Genomic DNA, 19893 nt, shown 5'->3' with positions numbered 1-19893 from the left:
GACCCTGCCTGATAGATAGTGGATTACCGGCGAGCGCCCCCGCGCCGCCGATCTGGAAGGATCCCGGCATGCCCGCATCCCCGAGCACCGCCCGGGCCATCAACGACCGGCTCGCCCTTGATCTGCTCCAGCGGCAGGGCCCGTTGACGGCAGGGCAGTTGAAGCAGCTGACCGGCCTGTCCCGGCCCACCGTGGCCGACCTCGTCGAACGCCTCACCGCCTCCGGGCTGATCGAGGTGGCGGGGGAGTCGGGCGAGCAGCGCCGCGGGCCGAACGCCAAGCTGTACGGCATCGTCGCCGAGCGCGCGTACCTCGCCGCCCTCGACGTCCGTACCGAGGGCGTCGCCGTGCTGGTCTCCGACCTGGTCGGCCGGGTGCTCGCCGAGGCGTCCGCGCCGATCGACGACGACTCGGGCACCGGGCCCGCGGTGGAGCAGGCGGTGGGCCTGGTGGAGCGCGCGGCGAAGGAGGCCGGCGCCGACCGGCTGCACACCGTCGGCATCGGGGCGCCCGGCCTGATCGACCCGGCCAGCGGTGAACTCCGCGACTCCAGCGGCCTGCCCGCGTGGCACCGCCGGCTGACGGCCGCACTCCAGGAGAAGTTCCCCGAGGCGCGGGTCGGCGTCGAGAACGAGACCAACCTCGCCGCCCTGGCCGAGCAGCGCGACGGCGCGGCCCGGGACCGGGACACCTTCGTGCTCCTGTGGCTCGGCCTCGGCATCGGCGCCGCCGTCGTCCTCGACGGCACGCTGCGCCGGGGCGTCTCCGGCGGCGCGGGCGAGATCGGCTTCATGCCGGTGCCGGGTACCTCGGGCCTGCCGTCCGCCACCGACTGCGACGGCGGCTTCCACTCCGTCGCCGGGGCGGCGGCGGTGACCGCCCTCGCCGCGGAGCACGGCCTGACCGCGTCCCCGGCCGGTCCCGGGCCGCACGCCGCCGCGCTGGTCCGGGAGGCGGTACGCGGCTCCGGCCCGGGCGCCGAACGGTTCTTGGACACGCTCGCCGACCGGATCGTCCTCGGCGCCGCCGCCGTCGTCTCCGTCCTCGACCCCGGCTGCCTGGTGCTGGCCGGCGAGATCGGCAGCGCGGGTGCCGACGCCCTCGCCACCCGCGTCCAGCACCGCCTCACCCGAATGTCACCGCTCGCCACCGAGGTGCGCCCCAGCACCCTGGGAGGCGGCGCCGTCCTGCGCGGCGCCCTGCTCACGGCCCGCGACCGGGCTCAGGACGACCTGTTCGCCCCACCGGAGCGGTAGCGGGCGGCGCGTCCGCGGGCCGGGCTCGCCGCGCGGGCCCGACGCCCCCGTGACGGCGCCCGGCGGCAGGCAGGTGGCCCGGCGGGTCCCGGAGCCGTCTCCGCGCGCGGCGCGTCCGGCAGCCCTCAACGCCTCACTCCCGCGCACCGGCGCGCACGGACGCACACCCACGGCCGCTGCGCCAGCCCGTTCAGGTCGCCGCGTCCGCGAGCCGCCCACGCGCGGTCAGGGCGTCGCCCGTCGCACCCCCGCGTCCGGATCGCGGAAGGCCGTCCCCTCCGCCGCCAGCCACAGCAGTGCCGCGGGCAGCAGGACCGCCGCTCCCAGCAGTGCCATGAACCCCGCGGCGCTCGCCGCCGGCAGGGGCTCCAGATGCCGGGCGTGGAAGAGGAGATGGGCGACGGAGTTCACCAGGTAGGCCACCAGCGCCGTCAGCACCAGACGCCGTTCCATCGCCGCCACCGCCGCGCACAGCACCACGGCGAGCGCGAGGCTCGCGCCGCCGAAGTCCTGGAGCAGATGCTCGTTGTAGGGCGGCAGGTGCGACACCCAGGGCCACTTCCAGAACAGCTCGGGCAGCAGCACGACCCCCAGCCCCAGCACCACCTGCGTACCGGCGAGCAGCCCAAGACCCGCCCGCAGCACCGCGCGTCCGCTCATCCGCGCCGCCCGTCCTCCCCGCCGCCGAACCGTGCCGCCAGATACTCCTCGAACGTGCCCGTGCCGACCGCCCGCCCGGGCGCCAGGTGCCCGCCCGCGCGGAACGCCCGGTAAGTCTTCCCCGCCAGCGGCACCTTCACCACGGCCCGCCGGCGTCCCGTCGCGCGCAGATACGCGCGGGCCAGCGACTCGAACGTCCGCACCTCGGGGCCGCCCATGTCGGCCACCCGCCCGGCGGGCGCGCCGACGGCCAGTGCGGCGAGCCGGTCGGCCACCTCCGCCACCTCGACCGGCTGGTCGCGGATCCCGGCCGGCAGCGGCACGACCGGTGCCTTGGCCAGCGCCTGGAGCACCTGCACCACCAGGTCGTGGAACTGGGTCGCCCGCAGCACGGTCCAGCCGAGCCCCGACTCCTCGACCAGCCGCTCGACGGCGAGCTTGGACCGGTAGTAGCCGAGGGGCACCTGGTCGACGCCGACGATCGAGATGTAGACCAGGTGGGTCACCCCGGCCCGCCGTGCCGCCGCGACGAGGTTGGAGGCCGCCCGTTCGTCACCACCGCGCGGTGAGGTCGCGCAATGCACGACCGTCTCCACACCGCCGAGCGCCGCGTCCAGTCCGCCACCGTTCTCGCGCAGATCGACCGCGTACGGCCGGCTGTGCCGGCTCAGCACCCGCACCTCGTGCCCGTCCGTGCGCAGCCGTTCGGTGACGAGCCGGCCGAGGGTGCCGGTGCCGCCGGTCACCAGGATGTCGGTCATGCTGCTCAGCCCCTGTCGGACGCGCGGGGCTCCGGGGTGGAGCGCCCTGTCGTCACGTCCAGTGTGTCAGCCGGTCCCGCTCCGCAGGTCGCCGATTGGGTGGCCCGGCGGCGGGCAAGGGCCGTCGTCACCGCCGCCGGGCCGGTTCTGGCCGGGGGTCAGCAGGCCCCGAGGTCCTGCCAGACGCCCCATTCACCGGTGGTGCCGGGCTCCTCGCCCTTCGTCCACCACTTGGACTTCCACGTGTGCCCCTGGTGGGACACCGTGGTGCCACCGCCGTACGCCGTGGCCGTGTCCCAGGCCGGGGCGGCGCAGTCCGTCGGGTCGGGTGACCCGGAGCCCGTGGGCGTGGGCGTCGGGGTCGGGGTCGGCGTGCCGGGGTCGACCTCGGTCGTGCCCCGGGCGAGGTCACCCGTCAGGGCGTACGACTTCCCGCCGAAGGTCACCGTCCAGTTCGACGGCGTCGACACCGGCAGGTAGTACACGAGGTCCACCGTCGTGGAGGCCCCCGGCGCCAGCGACTGCCAGGCCGGCAGCTTCAGCGAGATCCGGTGGTAGTCGCCCTCGAGTCCGCCCACGTTGGCGCCGGTGTGGTCGCTGCGGATCACCGAAGTGCCCCAGCCGGACTGGTCCTTGGCGTTGCCGGGCGCGGACGTGCCGTAGTCGAACCGGAACTCCGTACCGCCGGGCAGCGCGGTGTCCGTGTTGTTGGTGATCTTCAGCTTGGGGCTGATCGGGTAGTTGGAGTCGCCCAGCGGGAACTGGCCGAACTCCACGTCGACGTCCAGCGCCTCGGACGGCATCTCGGTGGTGGCACGCTGGGCGCCGTACGGTCCGGCCGCCTTGAAGGTGTCGTACATCGTGTCGGTCAGCGTCGAGCCCGGCACGTACTGCCCCTCGGCCGCGTCCCAGGCGTAGTCGCCGGCCAGCTCCCAGATCATCGCGCCGCCGATGCCGCGGTCGGCCACGTAGTCCGCCTTGGCCCGCACCGACTGCTCGTCCTCCGTGGACAGGAAGACCTTCTTCTCGGCGTTCCACAGCCAGGGCGCGACCAGCGTGGCGTCGTACTTGCGGGCGTACGTCCCGGTCAGCCGGGTGTCGGCGGGGAAACCGTAGTCGGTGACGTAGTCGCCGACGATGCCCTTCTCCAGGTTCTTGGCGTGCCACATGGGGTTGGAACCCGCGGGCGACTCCTCGCCGTCGGTGTCCAGGTCGTGCCACAGGTTGTCGATGCCGACCGCGCCGTCACCGCACTTGGTCAGGCCGGAGCCGGCCGGGCAGTCCGTGGAGGGGGCCCGGCCCCAGAGCCCGTCGGTGCCGCCGGTGACGTTCTTGAAGCCGCGCGTGTAGTACGGCAGCCCGATGTTGATGCGGCCCGCGGGCATCGAGCCGCGGAAGTAGTGGTAGGCCCAGTCGGTGTTGAGGTAGCCGATGCCGCCGTACTGGGAGGTCGTGTAGACGCCCGCGGCGGCGAGTTCCGCGTCCCTGCCGTCGTCGAAGAGCGAGGCGTTGGGGCCGACGTACTCGTTCCAGGCGCCGTGCAGGTCGTACGACATGATGTTGACGTAGTCCAGGTACTTCTGGACCTGGAAGGTCTCCATGCCGCGCAGCACATACCCGGACGATGGAGCGGCGACGGAGAGGAGGTAGTGCCGGCCGTCCGCGGCGCCCGCGCGGTCGAGCCTCTCGCGCAGCGTCTTCATCAGGGCCGCGTAGCCCTTGACCAGTCCGGCCCGGCGGCCGCCCGCGAAGGACCAGTCCAGCGGGTTGCCCGCGTCCTTCATCGTCGTCGGGTACTCGTAGTCGATGTCGACGCCGTTGAAGCCGTACTTCCGTACGAAGTCCACGGCCGAGTCCGCGAAGGTGTCGATGCCGGCCTGGTTGACCGAGCCGTCCGCGTTGGTCGCCATCGAGTAGAAGCCGCCCGAGTCCACGCGCGTGCCGTCGTCCGCGAAGTAGCCGCCCGTCTCGGCCCAGCCGCCCACCGAGATCATCGTCTTGACGTCGGGGTGCTGCTTCTTGAACTTGTTGAGCAGGTTGAAGTGGCCCTTGTAGGGCAGGCCCGGGTCCATCTCGGCGCCCTCGACCCCGGGCCAGGTCATACCGGTCGCGGGGTTCTTGTCGCCGTCCGCGCCGACGGAGAGCCGGTTGCCGCCGTCGACGTGCGCGAAGGCGTAGTTGATGTGGGTGATCTTGTCCCACGGGATGTCCGAGGCCAGGTACGCCGGCTTGCCGTCCTTGCCGGTGCGCCAGCTCGTGAAGTAGCCGATCACCCGGCGCGGGTGGTCCGCGCCCATCTTCTCCCGGCCGGCGGAGTCGTAGACCGAGCAGTACGGGACGTCGGCACCGGGGGTCTCGTAGAGCCCGTCCGGGCGACAGGTCTCCTGGTCGGCGGCTTGCGAGGCGGTCGCCGGGAGTCCGGCGAGGAAGAGTCCGGTGATGGCGGCGGCCGCGGCGAGGAGCGCGGGTCTCGCGCGGCGGCGGGCTCTGGAACGTGAGGGGGAAGGCACTGTCGGTTCCTCTCCACGGAAGTTGCGCAGACAGTAGAGAGGACTAGACCAGAGCGTCAATAGGTATGGACCAATTGAAAAGCCCTGCGTGGCCAGGTCAGTTGAGGGGGCACGGGACGCTCGAGCTCCGGTCGAGGAGCGCTCTGTGAGCCACCCCACACACTCCGTCCGCATGGACGGCGATCAGGCGTGGCAGACTGACCGTGTACCAGAAGCAGCGCACTCCGGGGTCGGTGAAAGTCCGAACCGGCGGTTACAGTCCGCGACCCGGTCGCCTCCAGCGACCGGTTGACCAGGTGAAATTCCTGGACCGACGGTTAAAGTCCGGATGGGAGGCAGTGCGCGGCGGGCGGGCATTCGTGCGCGCCGCCGATCTCTGGGCTCGCCTGTCACGGGTGGGCCCGTCCGGCGTCGTCCCAGGTGTCCTCGCTCGCGGTCTCTGTCGATCTCGACAGCCCCGGAGTCCGTGCCCGAAGAGGCAGGAGGACCCGGGAAGTGTTCACCGGAATCGTCGAAGAGCTGGGCGAGATCACCGCTGTCGAGACCCTCGACGACGCCTGTCGCTTCCGTCTGCGCGGCCCCGTGGTCACCGAGGGGGCCCGGCACGGAGATTCCATCGCCGTCAACGGCGTCTGCCTCACGGTCGTCGACCAGGAGGGCGACGAGTTCACCGCCGACGTGATGGCCGAGACCCTGAACCGCTCCAGCCTGGGCGTCCTCACCACCGGCTCCCGCGTCAACCTGGAACGCCCCACCGCCGTCGGCGCCCGCCTCGGCGGCCACATCGTGCAGGGTCACGTCGACGGCACCGGCGAGATCCTGGAGCGCAAGCCCTCCGAGCACTGGGAACTCGTCCGGATCTCCCTGCCCGCGGACCTCGCCCGCTACGTCGTGGAGAAGGGCTCCATCACCGTCGACGGCATCAGCCTCACCGTCGTCGACGCCGGACCCGACTTCTTCACCGTCAGCCTCATCCCCACCACCCTCGCCCTGACCACGCTGGGCCTCAAGCAGCCCGGCGACCTGGTCAACCTCGAAGTGGACGTCATCGCCAAGTACGTCGAGCGGCTGCTGGGCGTCCAGGGGGGCACCAGGTGAACTGGCTCAACTCCGAGGCGTTCACGCTCTTCGACCAGCACATCAAGTGGTCCGACATGATCGGCAACGTGATCGGTCTGCTCGGCCTCGCGCTCGGCTGGCGCCGCTCCATCTGGACCTGGCCCGTGCAGTTCGTCTCCGGGCTCGTCCTCTTCACCGCCTTCGCCACCGCCCACCTCTCCGGCAGCGCCGGCAAGCAGATCGTCGTCATGGCGGTCGCCGCCTGGGGCTTCTGGCAGTGGAACCGGGGCCGGCAGCAGACGCAGGACGGGTCCATCGCCGTCCGGTTCGCCACCTGGCGCGAGCGCGGTGTCCTGGCCGCCGCGGCCGCCGCCGGCACCCTCGCGGTGGGCGGCCTGTTCACCGCCTTCCCGACCCTGTCCTGGGACCCCTGGCCGGACGCCTACATATTCGTCGGCACCGTAGTCGCGATGTACGCCCAGGCGCGCGGCATGGTCGAGTTCTGGTTCGCCTGGCTGCTGGTCGACCTGGTCGGCGTCCCGCTGAACTTCGCCAACGGCTTCGCCTTCTCCGGCTTCGTCTACGTCCTCTACGGCGCGCTCGTCCTGTGGGGCCTGCGCGACTGGTGGCTGCGCTCCCGCAACGCGACGCGGCCCATCCCGGAAGGAGCGCCCGCATGAGCGCCCGCCCGTCTCCCACCGCCGCCCTGAACGAGGCGCTTCGCGCCACACCTCTTGTCCCACCCATCCTCTACAGCCCCGACGGCATCGACGACCTCTCCCTCGACCCCATCGAACAGGCCGTCGCCGACATCGCCGCAGGACGCCCGGTCGTCGTCGTCGACGACGAGAGCCGCGAGAACGAGGGCGACCTCGTCATCGCCGCCGAGAAGGCGACCGAGGAGATCGTCGCCTTCATGATGAGCGAGTGCCGCGGCCTGATCTGCGCCCCCATGGAGGGCGACGAACTGGACCGGCTCCGGCTCCCGCAGATGGTCGACGACAACACCGAGTCGATGAAGACCGCCTTCACCGTCTCCGTCGACGCCACCGCCGCCCACGGCGTGAGCACCGGCATCTCCGCCTCGGACCGCGCCGCCACCCTCCAGCTCCTCGCGAGCGGCACCGCCGAACCCACCGACCTGGTCCGCCCCGGCCACATCTTCCCGCTGCGCGCCCGCTCCGGCGGCGTCCTCGTCCGCGACGGCCACACCGAGGCCGCCGTCGACCTGGCCCGCCTCGCGGGACTGCGCCCGGCCGGCGCCATCGTCGAGATCGCCGGCGAGGACGGGCGCATGCTGCGGCTGCCCGAGCTGATCCCGTTCGCCCGCAAGCACGGCCTGACGATCATCTCCATCGAGGACCTCATCGCCTACCGCCGCAGCGAGGAACCCACCGTCCGCCGCGAGGCCGAGGTCCACCTCCCCACCCGGCACGGCGAGTTCACGGCGTACGGCTACCGCTCCACCGTCGACGGCGTCGAGCACGTCGCCCTCGTGCACGGCGAGATCGGCGACGGCACCGGCGTCGTGGTCCGCATCCACTCCGAGTGCCTGACCGGCGACGTCTTCGGCTCCCAGCGCTGCGACTGCGGCCCCCAGCTCGACGCCTCCCTGGACCGCATCCAGGCCGAGGGCAGGGGTGTGGTCGTCTACCTGCGCGGCCACGAGGGACGCGGCATCGGCCTGATGTCCAAGCTGCGCGCCTACGAACTCCAGGAGCGCGGCCGGGACACCCTCGACGCCAACCTGGAACTCGGCCTGCCCGCCGACGCCCGCGACTACGGTGCCGGCGCCCAGATCCTCAAGGACCTCGGCGTACGCTCCGTCCGCCTGATGACCAACAACCCGGACAAGAGCGACGCCCTCGTCCGGCACGGCATCGACGTCACCGGCCGCGAGCCGATGCCCGTCCAGGCCGGCGAGCACAACCTCCGCTACCTGCGCACCAAGCGGGACCGGATGGGACACGACCTGCCCTGGCTGGACACGACCTCCGTGTCCACCTGCGGCAACCAGTAAGCAAGCAGCAACGCGAGGAGCGACGTGAGCGGCAAGGGTGCACCGGAACTGTCCGTACGCAACGTGGGCGACCTGCGGGTCGCCGTCGTCGCGGCACAGTGGCACGACCAGGTGATGGACGGACTGGTGGACGGCGCCCTGCGCGCCCTGCACGACCTCGGCATCGACGAGCCGACCCTGCTCAGGGTCCCCGGCAGCTTCGAACTCCCGGTGGTCGCCAAGGTCCTCGCGGGCCGCGGCTACGACGCGGTCGTCGCCCTCGGCGTCGTCATCCGCGGCGGCACCCCCCACTTCGACTACGTGTGCCAGGGCGTCACCCAGGGCCTGGTCCAGGTCTCCGTGGAGACCGGCGTCCCCATCGGCTTCGGCGTCCTCACCTGCGACACCGAGGAGCAGGCCCTGGACCGGGCCGGCCTCGCGGGCTCCAGCGAGGACAAGGGGCACGAGGCGGTGACCGCGGCCGTCGCCACGGCGGCCACGCTCCGCTCAGTATCCGAACCGTGGCGCTAGCCCCGCCGGCACTACGCGTAAAGTGGGCGCCACCATGTCCAATAAGACGTTCGAGGAGCTCTTCACCGAGCTCCAGCACAAGGCCGCACACGGCGACCCCGCCACCTCCCGCACCGCCGAGCTGGTGGACAAGGGGGTCCATGCCATCGGCAAGAAGGTCGTCGAAGAGGCCGCCGAGGTCTGGATGGCCGCCGAGTACGAGGGCAAGGACGCGGCGGCCGAGGAGATCTCGCAGCTGCTGTACCACGTCCAGGTGATGATGGTCGCCCGCGGCATCTCCCTGGACGACGTCTACGCCCACCTGTAAAGCCCAGCTCACCCTCACCCCCACTTCACGCAAAGGAAGCCGACCTCATGCTGCGCATCGCCGTCCCCAACAAGGGTTCCCTGTCAGGCCCCGCGGGGGAGATGCTGCATGAGGCCGGCTACCAGCAGCGCCGCGAGTCCAAGGAACTGCGGATCGTCGACCCGACGAACGAGGTCGAGTTCTTCTACCTCCGGCCCCGCGACATCGCGATCTACGTCTCCTCCGGCATGCTCGACATCGGCGTCACCGGCCGCGACCTGCTGATCGACTCCGGCGCCGACGCCGAGGAGATCCTGCCGCTCGGCTTCGCCCGCTCCACCTTCCGCTTCGCCGGAAAGCCGGGCACGGCCAACGGCATCGAGGACCTCAAGGGCCGCACCGTCGCCACCTCCTACGAGGGCATCGTCGCCGCCCACCTGGCCGACCGGGGCATCGACGCCTCCGTGGTCCACCTCGACGGCGCCGTCGAGACCGCCATCGAACTCGGCGTCGCCGAGGTCATCGCCGACGTCGTCGAGACCGGCACCTCCCTGCGCAACGCGGGCCTGGAGGTCTTCGGCGAGCCCATCATGAAGTCCGAGGCCGTCGTGATCCGCCGTTCGGGCGCCGAGCCCGACGAGACCACCGAGCCCAAGGTCCAGCAGTTCCTGCGCCGCCTCCAGGGCGTCCTGGTGGCCCGGACGTACGTGATGATGGACTACGACTGCCGGGTGGAGCAGCTGGAGAAGGCCGTCGCGCTCACCCCCGGCCTCGAATCCCCCACCGTCTCCCCGCTGCACAACGAGGGCTGGGTCGCCGTCCGCGCGATGGTCCCCGCCAAGGAGGCCCAGCGGATCATGGATGACCTGTACGAGATCGGCGCCCGGGCCATCCTGACCACGGCCATCCACGCCTGCCGTCTCTGAGCCCGCCCGGAGCGACGCCATGCCCGACACCACGCCGGACCTGCCCGGCCTGCCCGTCACCTTCCGGCCGGGCCGCACCCGCGCCGTCCTGATCGTCCTCGCCGTCGCCACCTTCGCGACCATCACGGCGGTCGGGACGGTGCTCGACGGCCTCGGTACGGGGGAGCGCCTCAGCTTCGTGCTGACGGCCCTCCTCCTGGCCGGCGGACTGCTCCTGCTGGCCCGGCCCCGGGTCGACGCCGACACCACGGGCGTCACGGTCGTCAACCTGACCACCAGGCGGCGCCTGGCCTGGCCCGAGATCCTCCGGGTCAACCTCCGCCACGGCGACCCCTGGGTCTTCCTCGACCTGAGCGACGGCACCAGCCTGCCCGTGCTCGGCATCCAGCCGGGCATCGCCAGGCAGCGCGCCATCGCCGACGCCCGCGCCCTGCGCGCCCTCGTGGAGGCCCGGTCCGGCGCCCACCCCGAGCCGACGCGTGACTGACACCGCGGCGCCGACCCTGCCGCGGGCGCCCTTTTCCTGATTAATCTGGGAACGACAGACGCGGCCACCGCGTCTGCGCCCCTGCCGCTCCGCCCGGTGCGCGGGGGTTCCTGCTACCCGAGGAGTGACTCCCTCCGGCGATGGACGGACCGTCCTGCAGTACCTGCGCCGCCCCCTGCTGTGACACCCCACAGGCGGCGGCATCATGACCACCCCCCTGCTGCTCCTGGCAGCCGCGTTCCTGCTGATCCTCGCCAACGGCTTCTTCGTCGCCGCCGAGTTCGGTCTGGTCACCGTCGAACGGCCGGAGGCCGAACAGGCCGCCGCCGACGGTGACCGGCGGGCCCACCGGGTCGTCGAATCCCTCAAGGAGCTGTCCTTCCAGCTCTCCGGCACCCAGCTCGGCATCACCATCACCTCCCTGGTCGTCGGCATGCTCGCCGAACCGGCGCTCGCCCAGCTCCTGGACGGCCCGTTCACGGCGATCGGCGTCCCCGACGGCGCCGTGCCCGGCGTGTCGGTCGTCGTCGGCATGCTGCTGGCCTCGGCGGTGCAGATGGTGATCGGCGAGCTGGTGCCCAAGAACTGGGCGGTCTCCAGGCCCCTCCAGGTCGCGCGCTTCGTCGCCGGCCCGCAGCACGCCTTCGCCCGGCTCTTCCACCCGGTGATCGCGGCCCTGAACTCCGTGGCCAACCGGCTGGTCCGCGCCCTCGGCATCGAGCCCGCCGAAGAGCTGGCCTCCGCCCGCACCCCCGGCGAACTGGTGTCCCTGGCCCGGCACTCCGCCCGGGCCGGCGCGCTGGAACAGGGCACCGCCGACCTCTTCGTACGGACCCTCTCGCTGGGCGACCTGACCGCCCAGCACGTCATGACCCCCCGGGTGAAGGTCAGCGCCCTGCACTCCTCGGCCACCGCCCAGGACGTCGTCAACCTGACCCGCGCCACCGGCCTGTCCCGCTTCCCCGTCTACCGGGAGAGGATCGACGAGATCGTCGGCATGGTGCACCTCAAGGACGCCCTCGCCGTCCCCGTCCACGACCGGCTGCGCGTCCTGACCGGCCGGATCGCCCGCCCGGCGCTGCTCGTCCCCGAGACACTGCCCGTCCGGCCGCTCCTCGCTCGCCTGCGCAGCGAGCAGCCCATCGCGGTCGTGGTCGACGAGTACGGCGGCACGGCCGGCGTCGTCACTCTGGAGGACATCGTCGAGGAGATCGTCGGCGAGGTCCGCGACGAGCACGACGGCCTGGACGCGCCCGAACTGGCCCCGGCCCCGCCCGAGGAAGGGCACCCCGCCTGGGACGTCGACGGCAGCTGCCGCGTCGACGCCCTGCGCCGCGTCGGCCTCGAAGCGCCCGACGGACCCTACGAGACCGTGGCCGGGCTCGTCGCCGACCTGCTCGGCCGTATCCCGGCCGTCGGCGACCGCGCGGAACTCCCCGGCTGGCGGCTCTCCGTCCGCCAGGTCGGCCACTACCGCGCCGAACGGATACGACTGGTGCGCACGGCGCCGGTCTCCGTGCTGGAGGCCGCCCGATGATCGTCCTGCAACTCCTCTTCGCCGCGCTGCTCGTGCTCGCCAACGGATTCTTCGTCGGCGCCGAGTTCGCGCTGGTCTCGGTGCGCCGCAGCCAGATCGAACCGCTCGGCACCGCCCGCGCCCGCCAGGTGCTGTACGGGCTGGAGCGGCTGCCGCGGATGATGGCGGCCGCCCAGTTCGGCATCACCGTCTGCTCACTGACGCTCGGCGCCGTCGCCGAACCGACCGTCGCGCATCTGCTGGAGCCCGCCTTCGAGTGGATCCACCTGCCGCACGGCATGATCCACCCGCTCGGCTACGTCATCGCGCTGGCCGCCGTGGTCTTCTGCCACCTCGTCATCGGCGAGATGGTCCCGAAGAACCTCGCGATGGCCGCCCCCGAGAAGGCCGCGCTGTGGCTCAGCCCCGGCCTGGTCGCCTTCGCCCGCCTCTGCGGGCCGGTCACCGTCGCGCTCGGCGCCTGCGCACGGGTCGTCCTGCGGCTGTTCCGCGTCGAGCCCAAGGACGAGGTCGAGGCCGTCTTCACCAGCGAGCAGCTCAACCGCCTGGTGGAGGACGCCGGCCAGGCCGGGCTGCTCGACCCGGAGGAGCAGGAACGCCTGGAGGACGCCCTGGAACTGGGCTCCCGCCCGGTCACCGACGTACTCCTCAAGCGGGAGTCCCTGGTGACGGTCAGCCCCTCGGTCACCCCGGCCCGGATCGTCGCGCTCACCGCCCGCACCGGGTACTCGCGCTTCCCGGTCGCCGCCGAACAGGGCGCCTTCATGGGGTACCTGCACGTCAAGGACGTCCTCGACCTGGAGGAGTCCGAGCGGGCCGTGCCCCAGCACCTCTGGCGCCCGATGACCACGCTGCGCCCCGAACTGCCCCTCGACGACGCCCTCACGGTGATGCGCCGCGCGGCCACCCACCTGGCCCAGGTGACGGACGCCTCCGGAAGGGTGCTGGGCCTGGTCGCGCTGGAGGACGTGCTGGAGCTGCTGGTCGGGGAGGTCAGGGACCCGGCCCACCGGGTGGCGGCCCCGCACCTCACCCGGCAGGCGGATCCTGCGGCCCCCGCCCCGACAGCACCTCCCCATACGCCTGCATCAAGTCCGGCAGCCGCAACGTAGCCAGGTCGTCCCGGGTCAGCTCGCCGGGATACACCGACAACCGCAGATCCCGGTAGGCACAGCTCTTCTCGTACAGCGTCCGCAGGAACCGCCCGTTGCCCAGCTCGTCGATCCACCCCTGGTCCACCACGTGCCCGGCGATCGACCGCAGCTCGTCCAGCGCCTCCTCGTCCCACCCGTCCCCGTTCTCGGCCGCGAGCACCTCGCCGATCGAGGTCAGCTCCAGCGGCCGGTACGAGGGGAAGTCGACCCGGGAGGTGAAGCGGGAGGACAGCCCCGGGTTGGCGGCGAGCAGCCGGTCCATGCCCTCCGGGTAGCCGGCCAGGATCACCACCAGGTGGTCGCGGTTGTCCTCGGCGCGCTTCAGCAGCACCTGGAGCGCCTCGTCGCCGTACGCGTCGCCCTTGCCGTAGCCGGAGTTGGACAGGGAGTACGCCTCGTCCACGAAGAGGACGCCGCCGAGCGCGGAGTCGATCAGCTCGTTGGCCTTCACCGCCGTCTGGCCGAGGTACTCGCCGACCAGGTCGGCCCGCTGCGCCTCCACCAGGTGATCGCCGCCGAGCAGGCCGAGGGCGTAGAAGACGCGGCCCAGGATGCGGGCCACGGTGGTCTTGCCGGTGCCGGAGGGGCCGGAGAAGACGAAGTGGCGTTTGGGCGGTTGCACCGGCAGCCCCTGGCCGGCCCGCAGCCGCGCCATGTTCAGCTGTGCCGACAGCGCCTTGACCTGACGCTTCACCGGCTCGAGACCCACCATGCGCTCCAGCTCGGCCAGCGCCCCCTCCAGCAGCGCGGGGTCGGTGGGACCGGTGGGCAGGGCCGGGTCGGCCCCGTCGGCCTTCTCGCGCACCGGCGGTCCGCTCAGCGCGGTCAGCGGCGCCGCCGGCGGGGACCCGGGAGCGGAGACCTTGAGGTCGCGCTCCTCGGTGCCGAAGAGCGGGTCAAGACCGTCCAGGCCGTCCACGACCGGGCCGGCTCCGGGGAGGCCCGCGAGGTCGGTGGCGTCGTCGTAGCCGTCGCTCTCGTCGATCGCCGCCAGCCGGGCCGAGGTGTCCATGAACGCCGGGTCGACGCGGTGCACGGCCCGGTACAGGGGGAGCGCGGCGGCGCTGCGGCCCGTGCCCTCGTGGGCCCGCGCCAGCCAGTAGCGCAGCTCCTTGCGCTGGGGCTGCTCGCTGCGGCACCGCATCAGGGCGGCCGACAGCAGCGGCTCGGCCTGTCCGAACATCTCCAGGCGGACCCGCGCCATGCCGCTGAAGAGGCCGGCCTCGATGCCCAGCAGGGGGTCGCCGAGCAGGGGGTCGGTGTGCCGGACGAGCTGCTCCCAGTCCTTGACGAGGTAGGCGCGGCAGGCGTGCAGGAAGCGGACCTGGGGGTCGGTGCCGACCGGCGGCAGCCCGGCCAGCGCCCGGTCCAGTTCCGGGACGTGGCGGCCGTCCAGCCAGTGGGAGGCGTGCGCGAGCAGCAGGTCACGGGGGTTCTCCAGCACGGGCTGCACCCACCAGCCCAGCCAGTACCAGGAGTTGAGCGTCCGGCGGTGGCGGGCGCGCTGCTCGCCGAAGCGCTCCCGGTTGCGGAACATCCGCAGCAGGGCGTTCGTGGTGTCGACGCGCAGGGCGTGCAGTCCCAGCCAGCCGTCGGCCATGGTGGGGTCGATGCGTACCGCGGTCCGGAACTCCTCCTCCGCCTGCGGGTAGGCCCCCATGGTGTAGGCGTCCACGCCGCGCAGCCAGGCGAGGTCGGCCGGGGCCGGGCCCCGCGTGCCGAAGTCCATCCCGTCCCCCACGTACCGTGCCCCCGTCGGTATGCCGCCGAGCCGTAGCCCGCCGGCCGCCTCGGTCAACGGCTGCACCGAGGACCGGAGTTGCAGGTGCGCGCGGCAACCGCCCGAAGGTCGCACCGAGGGCATCGTACCCGCGGCGCTCTGTCCTCCGAAGAGTGCGGGGAGCCGTCGTTCCGCGAGGTGGGAGTGGCCGGATCAGCCGCCCGGACGGTGACCGAGGGTGAGCGTCAGCGCCACGGAGCACCCGGAAAACGGGCTCAGGGCAGAACGAAGCCCCCGATCACGGGGGAACAACCGGGGGCTTCGCGTCTGTCGGCGGCTTCGAACTACCGCACATTCAGAACGTAAGACCTGTACGGCCCCTGGGTCAAGCGGAGTTGGGACGCCTGCGCGGGTTGCCGGGGGAGCGATCTTCACGAGTTCAGCACATTGCCGACGGTCCGTCACCCTGCGTGAAAAAGTGGGGTCCGGAAGCGGTCCCCGCCGGCCCCGGCAGCACCTCGTACCCCTCCTCCCTCTGCCGTACCAGAAGATGCGCGAAGGGGCGCGAGGGGTCGTCCGCGAGGTGGCGGCGCTCCGCCGGGACCCATCCGTCCCAGAACTCCCGCTGTTCCGCTCCGTCGCGCGCCCGGCCGCGGGCCCACGCCTCCTCGGCGGGCAGGTCCATCCAGAACAGCAGCGCCAGGTGCGGGCGCACCGCCCGGCGGCCCGCGCCGACCCCCTCGACCAGCACCACCGGCGCGGGCGGCAGCGGACGCGCCGCCCCGAAGCGCCGGGACCGCCAGTCGTAGGGGGTGTAGTGCGCGGTGTCGCCGTGCCGCAGCGGCTCGATCACCTGGCCGAGCAGCCGTTCGGTCCAGTCGAACAGTTCGTCGTGACTGGCGATGTCGTCCAGGCGCAGCACCGGTACGCCGCCCAGCCCGGCCGCCAGCCGCCCGGCGAACGTGGACTTCCCGGACCCGGCGTGTCCGTCGACGCCGATCAGACGCACGGGCCCGCAGGAGGGCGGAAGCCGGCGGAGCAGGGCGGCGAGGTCGTGGATGACGGATCCTGTGCGGCACGAGGGGACGGACACGGTTCGCCCCGCACTCTAGCCGCGCCCCCGACCCGTCCCCACCTCGGCGTTCGTGCCACAGGTCGACACCAATGTTCATGGCGTGGCGTGCGCGGAAGTGCTGGCAGGAGCGGGCGCCTGCGGTCATAGTGGGCGCACGACCGTGCAACGGACCCGCCCGACTCGGACACCTGGGGGTCTTCCGCCCATGAGCAGAGCCGAACAGCCGTCCCGCAGAGCCGTCCTGGCCGCGGCAGTCGCCGCGGCCGCCGTGGCCGGCGGCGCGATCCCGGCCACCGCCGAGGCCGCCGCGCCCGGCGCGGGCACCGGCGGTGGCGGCGGGGACACCGGCCGCGCCCCCGCCCGCCGCGTCGACTACCGCGCCTGGACGACGTGCAGCGACTGGCGGCGCGGCACCGCCAGGGGAGCCCGTGTCGCGGCGGGTTCCCGGCCCGGCGTGACGATCGGCACCCCGGCCGGCACCGCCGACTACACCGACCCGCACACCGGCACCACCGCCGCCTGGGAGTACGCCACCTGGACCTCGCCCGTCCACCGGCTCGCCGTGCCCTCGACGGAGGCCATCGCCTCCTGGAACGCGCACACCCCGAGCGGCACCTGGATCCAGGTCGAGCTGCGGGGCACCTATTCCGACGGCACGGCCACCCCCTGGTACGTGCTGGGCCGCTGGGCGGCAGGCGACGGTGACCAGGACATCCGCCGTACCTCGGTCGACGACCAGGGCGACGGCAAAAGCAGCGTCTGGACCGACACCTTCTCGGTCGACGACGCCGCCTCGGGCCTCCGCCTGGCCTCCTACCGGCTCCGGCTCACGCTGTACCGGCGCCCCGGCACGCGGAACGCGCCCACCGTCTGGCGGCTCGGCGCGATGGGCTCCGACGTCCCCGACCGCTTCACCGTCCCGGCCTCCGCGCCCGGCCTCGCCCGGGAACTGCGCGTCCCGCGCTACTCGCAGGAGATCCACAAGGGCCAGTACCCCGAGTACGACAACGGCGGCGAGGCATGGTGCAGCCCCACCTCCTCGCAGATGATCATCGAGTACTGGGGCGGCAGGCTCACCGAGGACCAGCTCTCCTGGGTCGACCCCTCCTACGTCGACCCGCAGGTCTGCCACGCGGCCCGGTACACGTACGACCACCAGTACTCCGGCTGCGGCAACTGGCCGTTCAACGCCGCCTACGCGGCCACCTTCAAGGGCCTCCAGGGCGTGGTCACCCGCCTCGGCTCCCTCGCCGACCTGGAGGAGCTGATCGCGGCGGGCATCCCGGCCATCACGTCCCAGTCGTTCCTGGAGAAGGAGCTGACCGGGGCCGGATACGGCACCGCGGGCCACCTGATGACCGTGATCGGCTTCACGGCCGACGGGGACGTGATCGCCAACGACCCCGCCTCGGACGACAACGAGGCCGTGCGACGCGTCTACAAGCGGCGGGAGTGGGAGAACATCTGGCTGCGGACCAAGCGGTACAACGCCGACGGCAAGGTCGTCTCCGGCACGGGCGGCGTCTGCTACCTGTACTTCCCGGCCCATCCGAGCGCGCGCCAGCGCAGGGCGCTCGCGGCGGTGGGCGTGCGCTGACGCCGCTCACGGGCCGACTGTGACCAAGGTCTCCGGCGCAAAAGCCGCCGTCGGTGGCAAGGTGGACAGGGCTACCGGGGCGGGGAGCACCTGGGGAGCCGGGGGAGTCCACCGAACGCCCGAGATCAGCGAGAAGCCATGACCGCACACACCGCCACCGCCACCCGTGTCCGTACCGGCGGCCCCAAGGACGACGGTCCGAAGATCCTCGAACACGTCATGGGCTGGACCCTCGTCGTGGTGGTCGCGATGCTCGTGGTTCGGCTGGGGCTGCTGTGACGTGACCGGCATGTGACCTGCCCCACGACCCGACCTGCCATACTGCGGATGTCCCGCCGCCCGTAGGAGACCAGGGTCGAAATTGAATATCAGTCAACAGCGTGCCGACGCCCGTCCCCGGGCGCGCGGCACCGAGCGCTCGCTGGCACGTCGCGCCGAACTCATCGCCATCGGGCGGAGGTTGTTCGCGGACACGTCCTACGACGCGCTCTCGATGGACGACATCGCCCGCCAGGCGCATGTCGCCAAGGGGCTGATCTACTACTACTTCCAGTCCAAGCGGGGCTACTACCTGGCGATCATCCAGGACTCCGTCACCGACCTGGTCACCACCGCCGCCCGGGGCACCGAACTGCCGCAGGTGGACCGCGTCCAGCGCACCATCGACGGCTACCTGCGCTACGCCGAGCACAACCAGGCCGCCTACCGCACCATCGTCAGCGGCGGGGTCGGCTTCGACACCGAGGTGCACGCCATCCGGGACGGGGTGCGCGAGGCCATCGTCGCCACCATCGCGGAGGGGGCCTACGGCCGCTCCGACATCGGGCCGCTGGCCCGTATGGGCCTGCTCGCCTGGGTGTGCAGCGTCGAGGGCGCCACCCTCGACTGGATCGGCCGGCCCGAACTGCCCCGCGAGACCATGCGCGAACTGCTGGTCAAGTCGCTCGGCGGCACCCTGCGCGCCATCGAGGAGCTGGACCCCGCCTACCCGGCCCCGGAGCCCGCCCGCCGCGACGCGTGACGAAGGGGCGGAGGCCCGAGCCGGCCTCCGCCCCCGCCCCCGTGCGCCGGATGGTTCAGTCGATCGCCTTGATCAGCTCACCGTTCGCGGTGTCGCCGCTCAGCTCCCAGAAGAAGGTCCCGCCCAGACCCTGCTCGTTCTTGTACGACATCTTGGTCGCGATGGTCTGCGGGGTGTCGTAACTCCACCAGTCGCCGCCGCACTTGGCGTAGGCGGTGCCGGCCACCGTGCCGGTCGCCGGGCAACTGGTCTTCAGCACCTTGTAGTCCTCGATGCCGTTCTCGTACGTGCCCTTCGCCGGGCCGGTCGCGGTGCCACCGGGCTCCGACTGGGTGACGCCGGTCCAGCCGCGGCCGTAGAAGCCGATGCCGAGCAGCAGTTTCGAGGCCGGGACGCCGAGGCCCTTGAGCTTCGCGATGGTCGCCGAGGAGTGGTAGTCCGCCTTGGGGATGCCGGAGTACGAGGTCAGCGGCGAGTGCGGTGCGGTCGGCCCGGTGCCGTCCCAGGCGCCGAAGAAGTCGTACGTCATCGGGTTGTACCAGTCGACGTACCGGGCGGCGCCCGCGTAGTCGGCCGCGTCGATCTTGCCGCCGGCCGTCGCGTCGGCCGTGATCGCCGCGGTCACCAGGTAGTCCTGGCCGAACTCGGCACGCAGCGCTCCCATCAGCTTCGGGAACGCGTCCCGGCCGCTCTCGTCGCAGCTCAGGCCGCAGGCGCCCGGGTACTCCCAGTCGATGTCGATGCCGTCGAAGACATCGGCCCACTTGGAGTTCTCGACCAGGTCGTAGCAGGACTGGGCGAACGCGGCCGGGTCCTTGGCGGCCTCGGTGAACCCGCCGGACCAGGTCCAGCCGCCGAAGGACCACAGGATCTTGAGGTCGGGGTGCTTCTTCTTCAGCTTGAGCAGCTGGTTGAAATTGCCGCGCAGCGGCTGGTCCCAGGTGTCGGCGGTCCCGTCCACGGACTCGGCCGCGGTGTACGCCCGGTCGGTCGCCGCGTAGGCGTCGCCCATCGCGCACTTGCCGCCGGTGACGTTGCCGAACGCGTAGTTGATGTGGGTCAGTTCGGCGGCGGAACCGGAGGTCTCGACGTTCTTGACGTGGTACTTCCGGTCGTAGGTGCCCCACTCGGTGAAGTAGCCGACGACCTTGGAACCGGCCGCCGCCTGTGTGGGGGGCGCCTGCGGAGGGGGCGTGGCCGTGGCCGAACCGGCGCCGGCCAGCAGTCCCGCGCCGAGGGCGACGGAACACAGGGCGGAGAAGAGGGGCCCCCGGGGGCGGGGGCGGGGGCGGGGGCGGGAGGGGCTCGGGTGTG

19 protein-coding genes and 1 riboswitch are annotated in these 19893 nt (G+C 72.3%); of the genes, 13 read left to right on the top strand and 6 right to left on the bottom strand.

Annotated elements, in window-relative coordinates; all coding sequences use genetic code 11:
- Window positions 1–68 precede the first annotated feature (68 nt).
- Window positions 69–1256: an ROK family transcriptional regulator gene (locus ACFWR9_RS03330; RefSeq protein ID WP_383834746.1), complete on the top strand. Its 1188-nt coding sequence runs from the start codon at window positions 69–71 to the stop codon at window positions 1254–1256.
- Window positions 1257–1481: 225 nt separating this feature from the next.
- On the opposite strand, the gene ACFWR9_RS03325 is transcribed toward ACFWR9_RS03330, so the two are convergent.
- The 3 genes from ACFWR9_RS03325 to ACFWR9_RS03315 form a co-directional block, all read right to left on the bottom strand.
- The gene (locus ACFWR9_RS03325) at window positions 1482–1916 is read right to left on the bottom strand and encodes a hypothetical protein (protein ID WP_383834743.1); all 435 of its coding nucleotides are present in this window, start codon (window positions 1914–1916) and stop codon (window positions 1482–1484) included.
- A complete protein-coding gene (locus tag ACFWR9_RS03320; RefSeq protein ID WP_383834740.1) occupies window positions 1913–2677 on the bottom strand; it encodes an SDR family oxidoreductase in 765 nt (254 codons plus the stop codon). The genes ACFWR9_RS03325 and ACFWR9_RS03320 overlap by 4 nt, the downstream gene beginning before the upstream one ends.
- A gap of 158 nt (window positions 2678–2835) precedes the next feature.
- Window positions 2836–5187 carry a chitinase C-terminal domain-containing protein gene (locus ACFWR9_RS03315; protein WP_383834737.1) on the bottom strand — a complete coding sequence of 784 codons (2352 nt, stop codon included), beginning with the start codon at window positions 5185–5187 and terminating at the stop codon, window positions 2836–2838.
- A 215-nt stretch (window positions 5188–5402) separates the two neighbouring features.
- Window positions 5403–5533, top strand: a riboswitch (FMN riboswitch).
- 149 nt (window positions 5534–5682) lie between these two features.
- Between ACFWR9_RS03315 and ACFWR9_RS03310 the strand changes: the two genes are divergently transcribed.
- The 9 genes from ACFWR9_RS03310 to ACFWR9_RS03270 all read left to right on the top strand — a co-directional run bounded on the left by ACFWR9_RS03310 (window position 5683) and on the right by ACFWR9_RS03270 (window position 13124).
- Window positions 5683–6285: a riboflavin synthase gene (locus tag ACFWR9_RS03310; RefSeq protein WP_383834735.1), complete on the top strand. Its 603-nt coding sequence runs from the start codon at window positions 5683–5685 to the stop codon at window positions 6283–6285.
- Window positions 6282–6926 carry a nicotinamide riboside transporter PnuC gene (locus ACFWR9_RS03305; RefSeq protein ID WP_383834732.1) on the top strand — a complete coding sequence of 215 codons (645 nt, stop codon included), beginning with the start codon at window positions 6282–6284 and terminating at the stop codon, window positions 6924–6926. The genes ACFWR9_RS03310 and ACFWR9_RS03305 overlap by 4 nt, the downstream gene beginning before the upstream one ends.
- Window positions 6923–8266: a bifunctional 3,4-dihydroxy-2-butanone-4-phosphate synthase/GTP cyclohydrolase II gene (locus ACFWR9_RS03300; protein WP_383834729.1), complete on the top strand. Its 1344-nt coding sequence runs from the start codon at window positions 6923–6925 to the stop codon at window positions 8264–8266. The genes ACFWR9_RS03305 and ACFWR9_RS03300 overlap by 4 nt, the downstream gene beginning before the upstream one ends.
- A gap of 24 nt (window positions 8267–8290) precedes the next feature.
- The gene (ribH, locus tag ACFWR9_RS03295) at window positions 8291–8776 is read left to right on the top strand and encodes a 6,7-dimethyl-8-ribityllumazine synthase (protein WP_383834726.1); all 486 of its coding nucleotides are present in this window, start codon (window positions 8291–8293) and stop codon (window positions 8774–8776) included.
- 34 nt (window positions 8777–8810) lie between these two features.
- Entirely contained in the window at window positions 8811–9083 is a 273-nt protein-coding gene (locus tag ACFWR9_RS03290; protein WP_383834724.1) for a phosphoribosyl-ATP diphosphatase, read from the top strand.
- A gap of 47 nt (window positions 9084–9130) precedes the next feature.
- On the top strand, window positions 9131–9988 hold the full coding sequence (gene hisG, locus ACFWR9_RS03285) for an ATP phosphoribosyltransferase (RefSeq protein ID WP_383834720.1): 858 nt from the start codon (window positions 9131–9133) through the stop codon (window positions 9986–9988).
- A gap of 19 nt (window positions 9989–10007) precedes the next feature.
- The gene (locus ACFWR9_RS03280; protein WP_383834717.1) at window positions 10008–10475 is read left to right on the top strand and encodes a PH domain-containing protein; all 468 of its coding nucleotides are present in this window, start codon (window positions 10008–10010) and stop codon (window positions 10473–10475) included.
- A gap of 205 nt (window positions 10476–10680) precedes the next feature.
- Entirely contained in the window at window positions 10681–12012 is a 1332-nt protein-coding gene (locus tag ACFWR9_RS03275; RefSeq protein ID WP_383834714.1) for a hemolysin family protein, read from the top strand.
- Window positions 12009–13124, top strand: a complete 1116-nt coding sequence (locus ACFWR9_RS03270) for a hemolysin family protein (RefSeq protein ID WP_383834711.1) — start codon at window positions 12009–12011, stop codon at window positions 13122–13124. The genes ACFWR9_RS03275 and ACFWR9_RS03270 overlap by 4 nt, the downstream gene beginning before the upstream one ends.
- On the opposite strand, the gene ACFWR9_RS03265 is transcribed toward ACFWR9_RS03270, so the two are convergent.
- On the bottom strand, window positions 13042–14895 hold the full coding sequence (locus ACFWR9_RS03265) for an AAA family ATPase (protein ID WP_383835039.1): 1854 nt from the start codon (window positions 14893–14895) through the stop codon (window positions 13042–13044). The genes ACFWR9_RS03270 and ACFWR9_RS03265 overlap by 83 nt on opposite strands.
- A 430-nt stretch (window positions 14896–15325) precedes the next feature.
- Window positions 15326–15979 carry a uridine kinase gene (locus tag ACFWR9_RS03260; protein WP_383834708.1) on the bottom strand — a complete coding sequence of 218 codons (654 nt, stop codon included), beginning with the start codon at window positions 15977–15979 and terminating at the stop codon, window positions 15326–15328.
- Between the two features lie 187 nt (window positions 15980–16166).
- On the opposite strand from ACFWR9_RS03260, the gene ACFWR9_RS03255 reads away from it, so the two are divergent.
- The 3 genes from ACFWR9_RS03255 to ACFWR9_RS03245 all read left to right on the top strand — a co-directional run bounded on the left by ACFWR9_RS03255 (window position 16167) and on the right by ACFWR9_RS03245 (window position 18579).
- A complete protein-coding gene (locus ACFWR9_RS03255; RefSeq protein ID WP_383834705.1) occupies window positions 16167–17558 on the top strand; it encodes a peptidase C39 family protein in 1392 nt (463 codons plus the stop codon).
- 138 nt (window positions 17559–17696) lie between these two features.
- Window positions 17697–17837: an SCO1431 family membrane protein gene (locus ACFWR9_RS03250; protein WP_383834702.1), complete on the top strand. Its 141-nt coding sequence runs from the start codon at window positions 17697–17699 to the stop codon at window positions 17835–17837.
- An 82-nt stretch (window positions 17838–17919) separates the two neighbouring features.
- Window positions 17920–18579 carry a TetR/AcrR family transcriptional regulator gene (locus ACFWR9_RS03245; protein WP_383834699.1) on the top strand — a complete coding sequence of 220 codons (660 nt, stop codon included), beginning with the start codon at window positions 17920–17922 and terminating at the stop codon, window positions 18577–18579.
- A 55-nt stretch (window positions 18580–18634) separates the two neighbouring features.
- Here the strand turns inward: ACFWR9_RS03245 and ACFWR9_RS03240 are convergent.
- A partial coding sequence (locus tag ACFWR9_RS03240) for a glycoside hydrolase family 18 protein (protein ID WP_383834696.1) occupies window positions 18635–19893 on the bottom strand: 1259 nt, incomplete at its 5' end.

Source organism: Streptomyces sp. NPDC058534 (assembly GCF_042717365.1).
Taxonomy (GTDB): Bacteria; Actinomycetota; Actinomycetes; order Streptomycetales; family Streptomycetaceae; genus Streptomyces.
The sequence above is the reverse complement of the archived record's forward strand: the minus strand, read 5'-3'. Positions and strand labels throughout refer to the sequence as shown.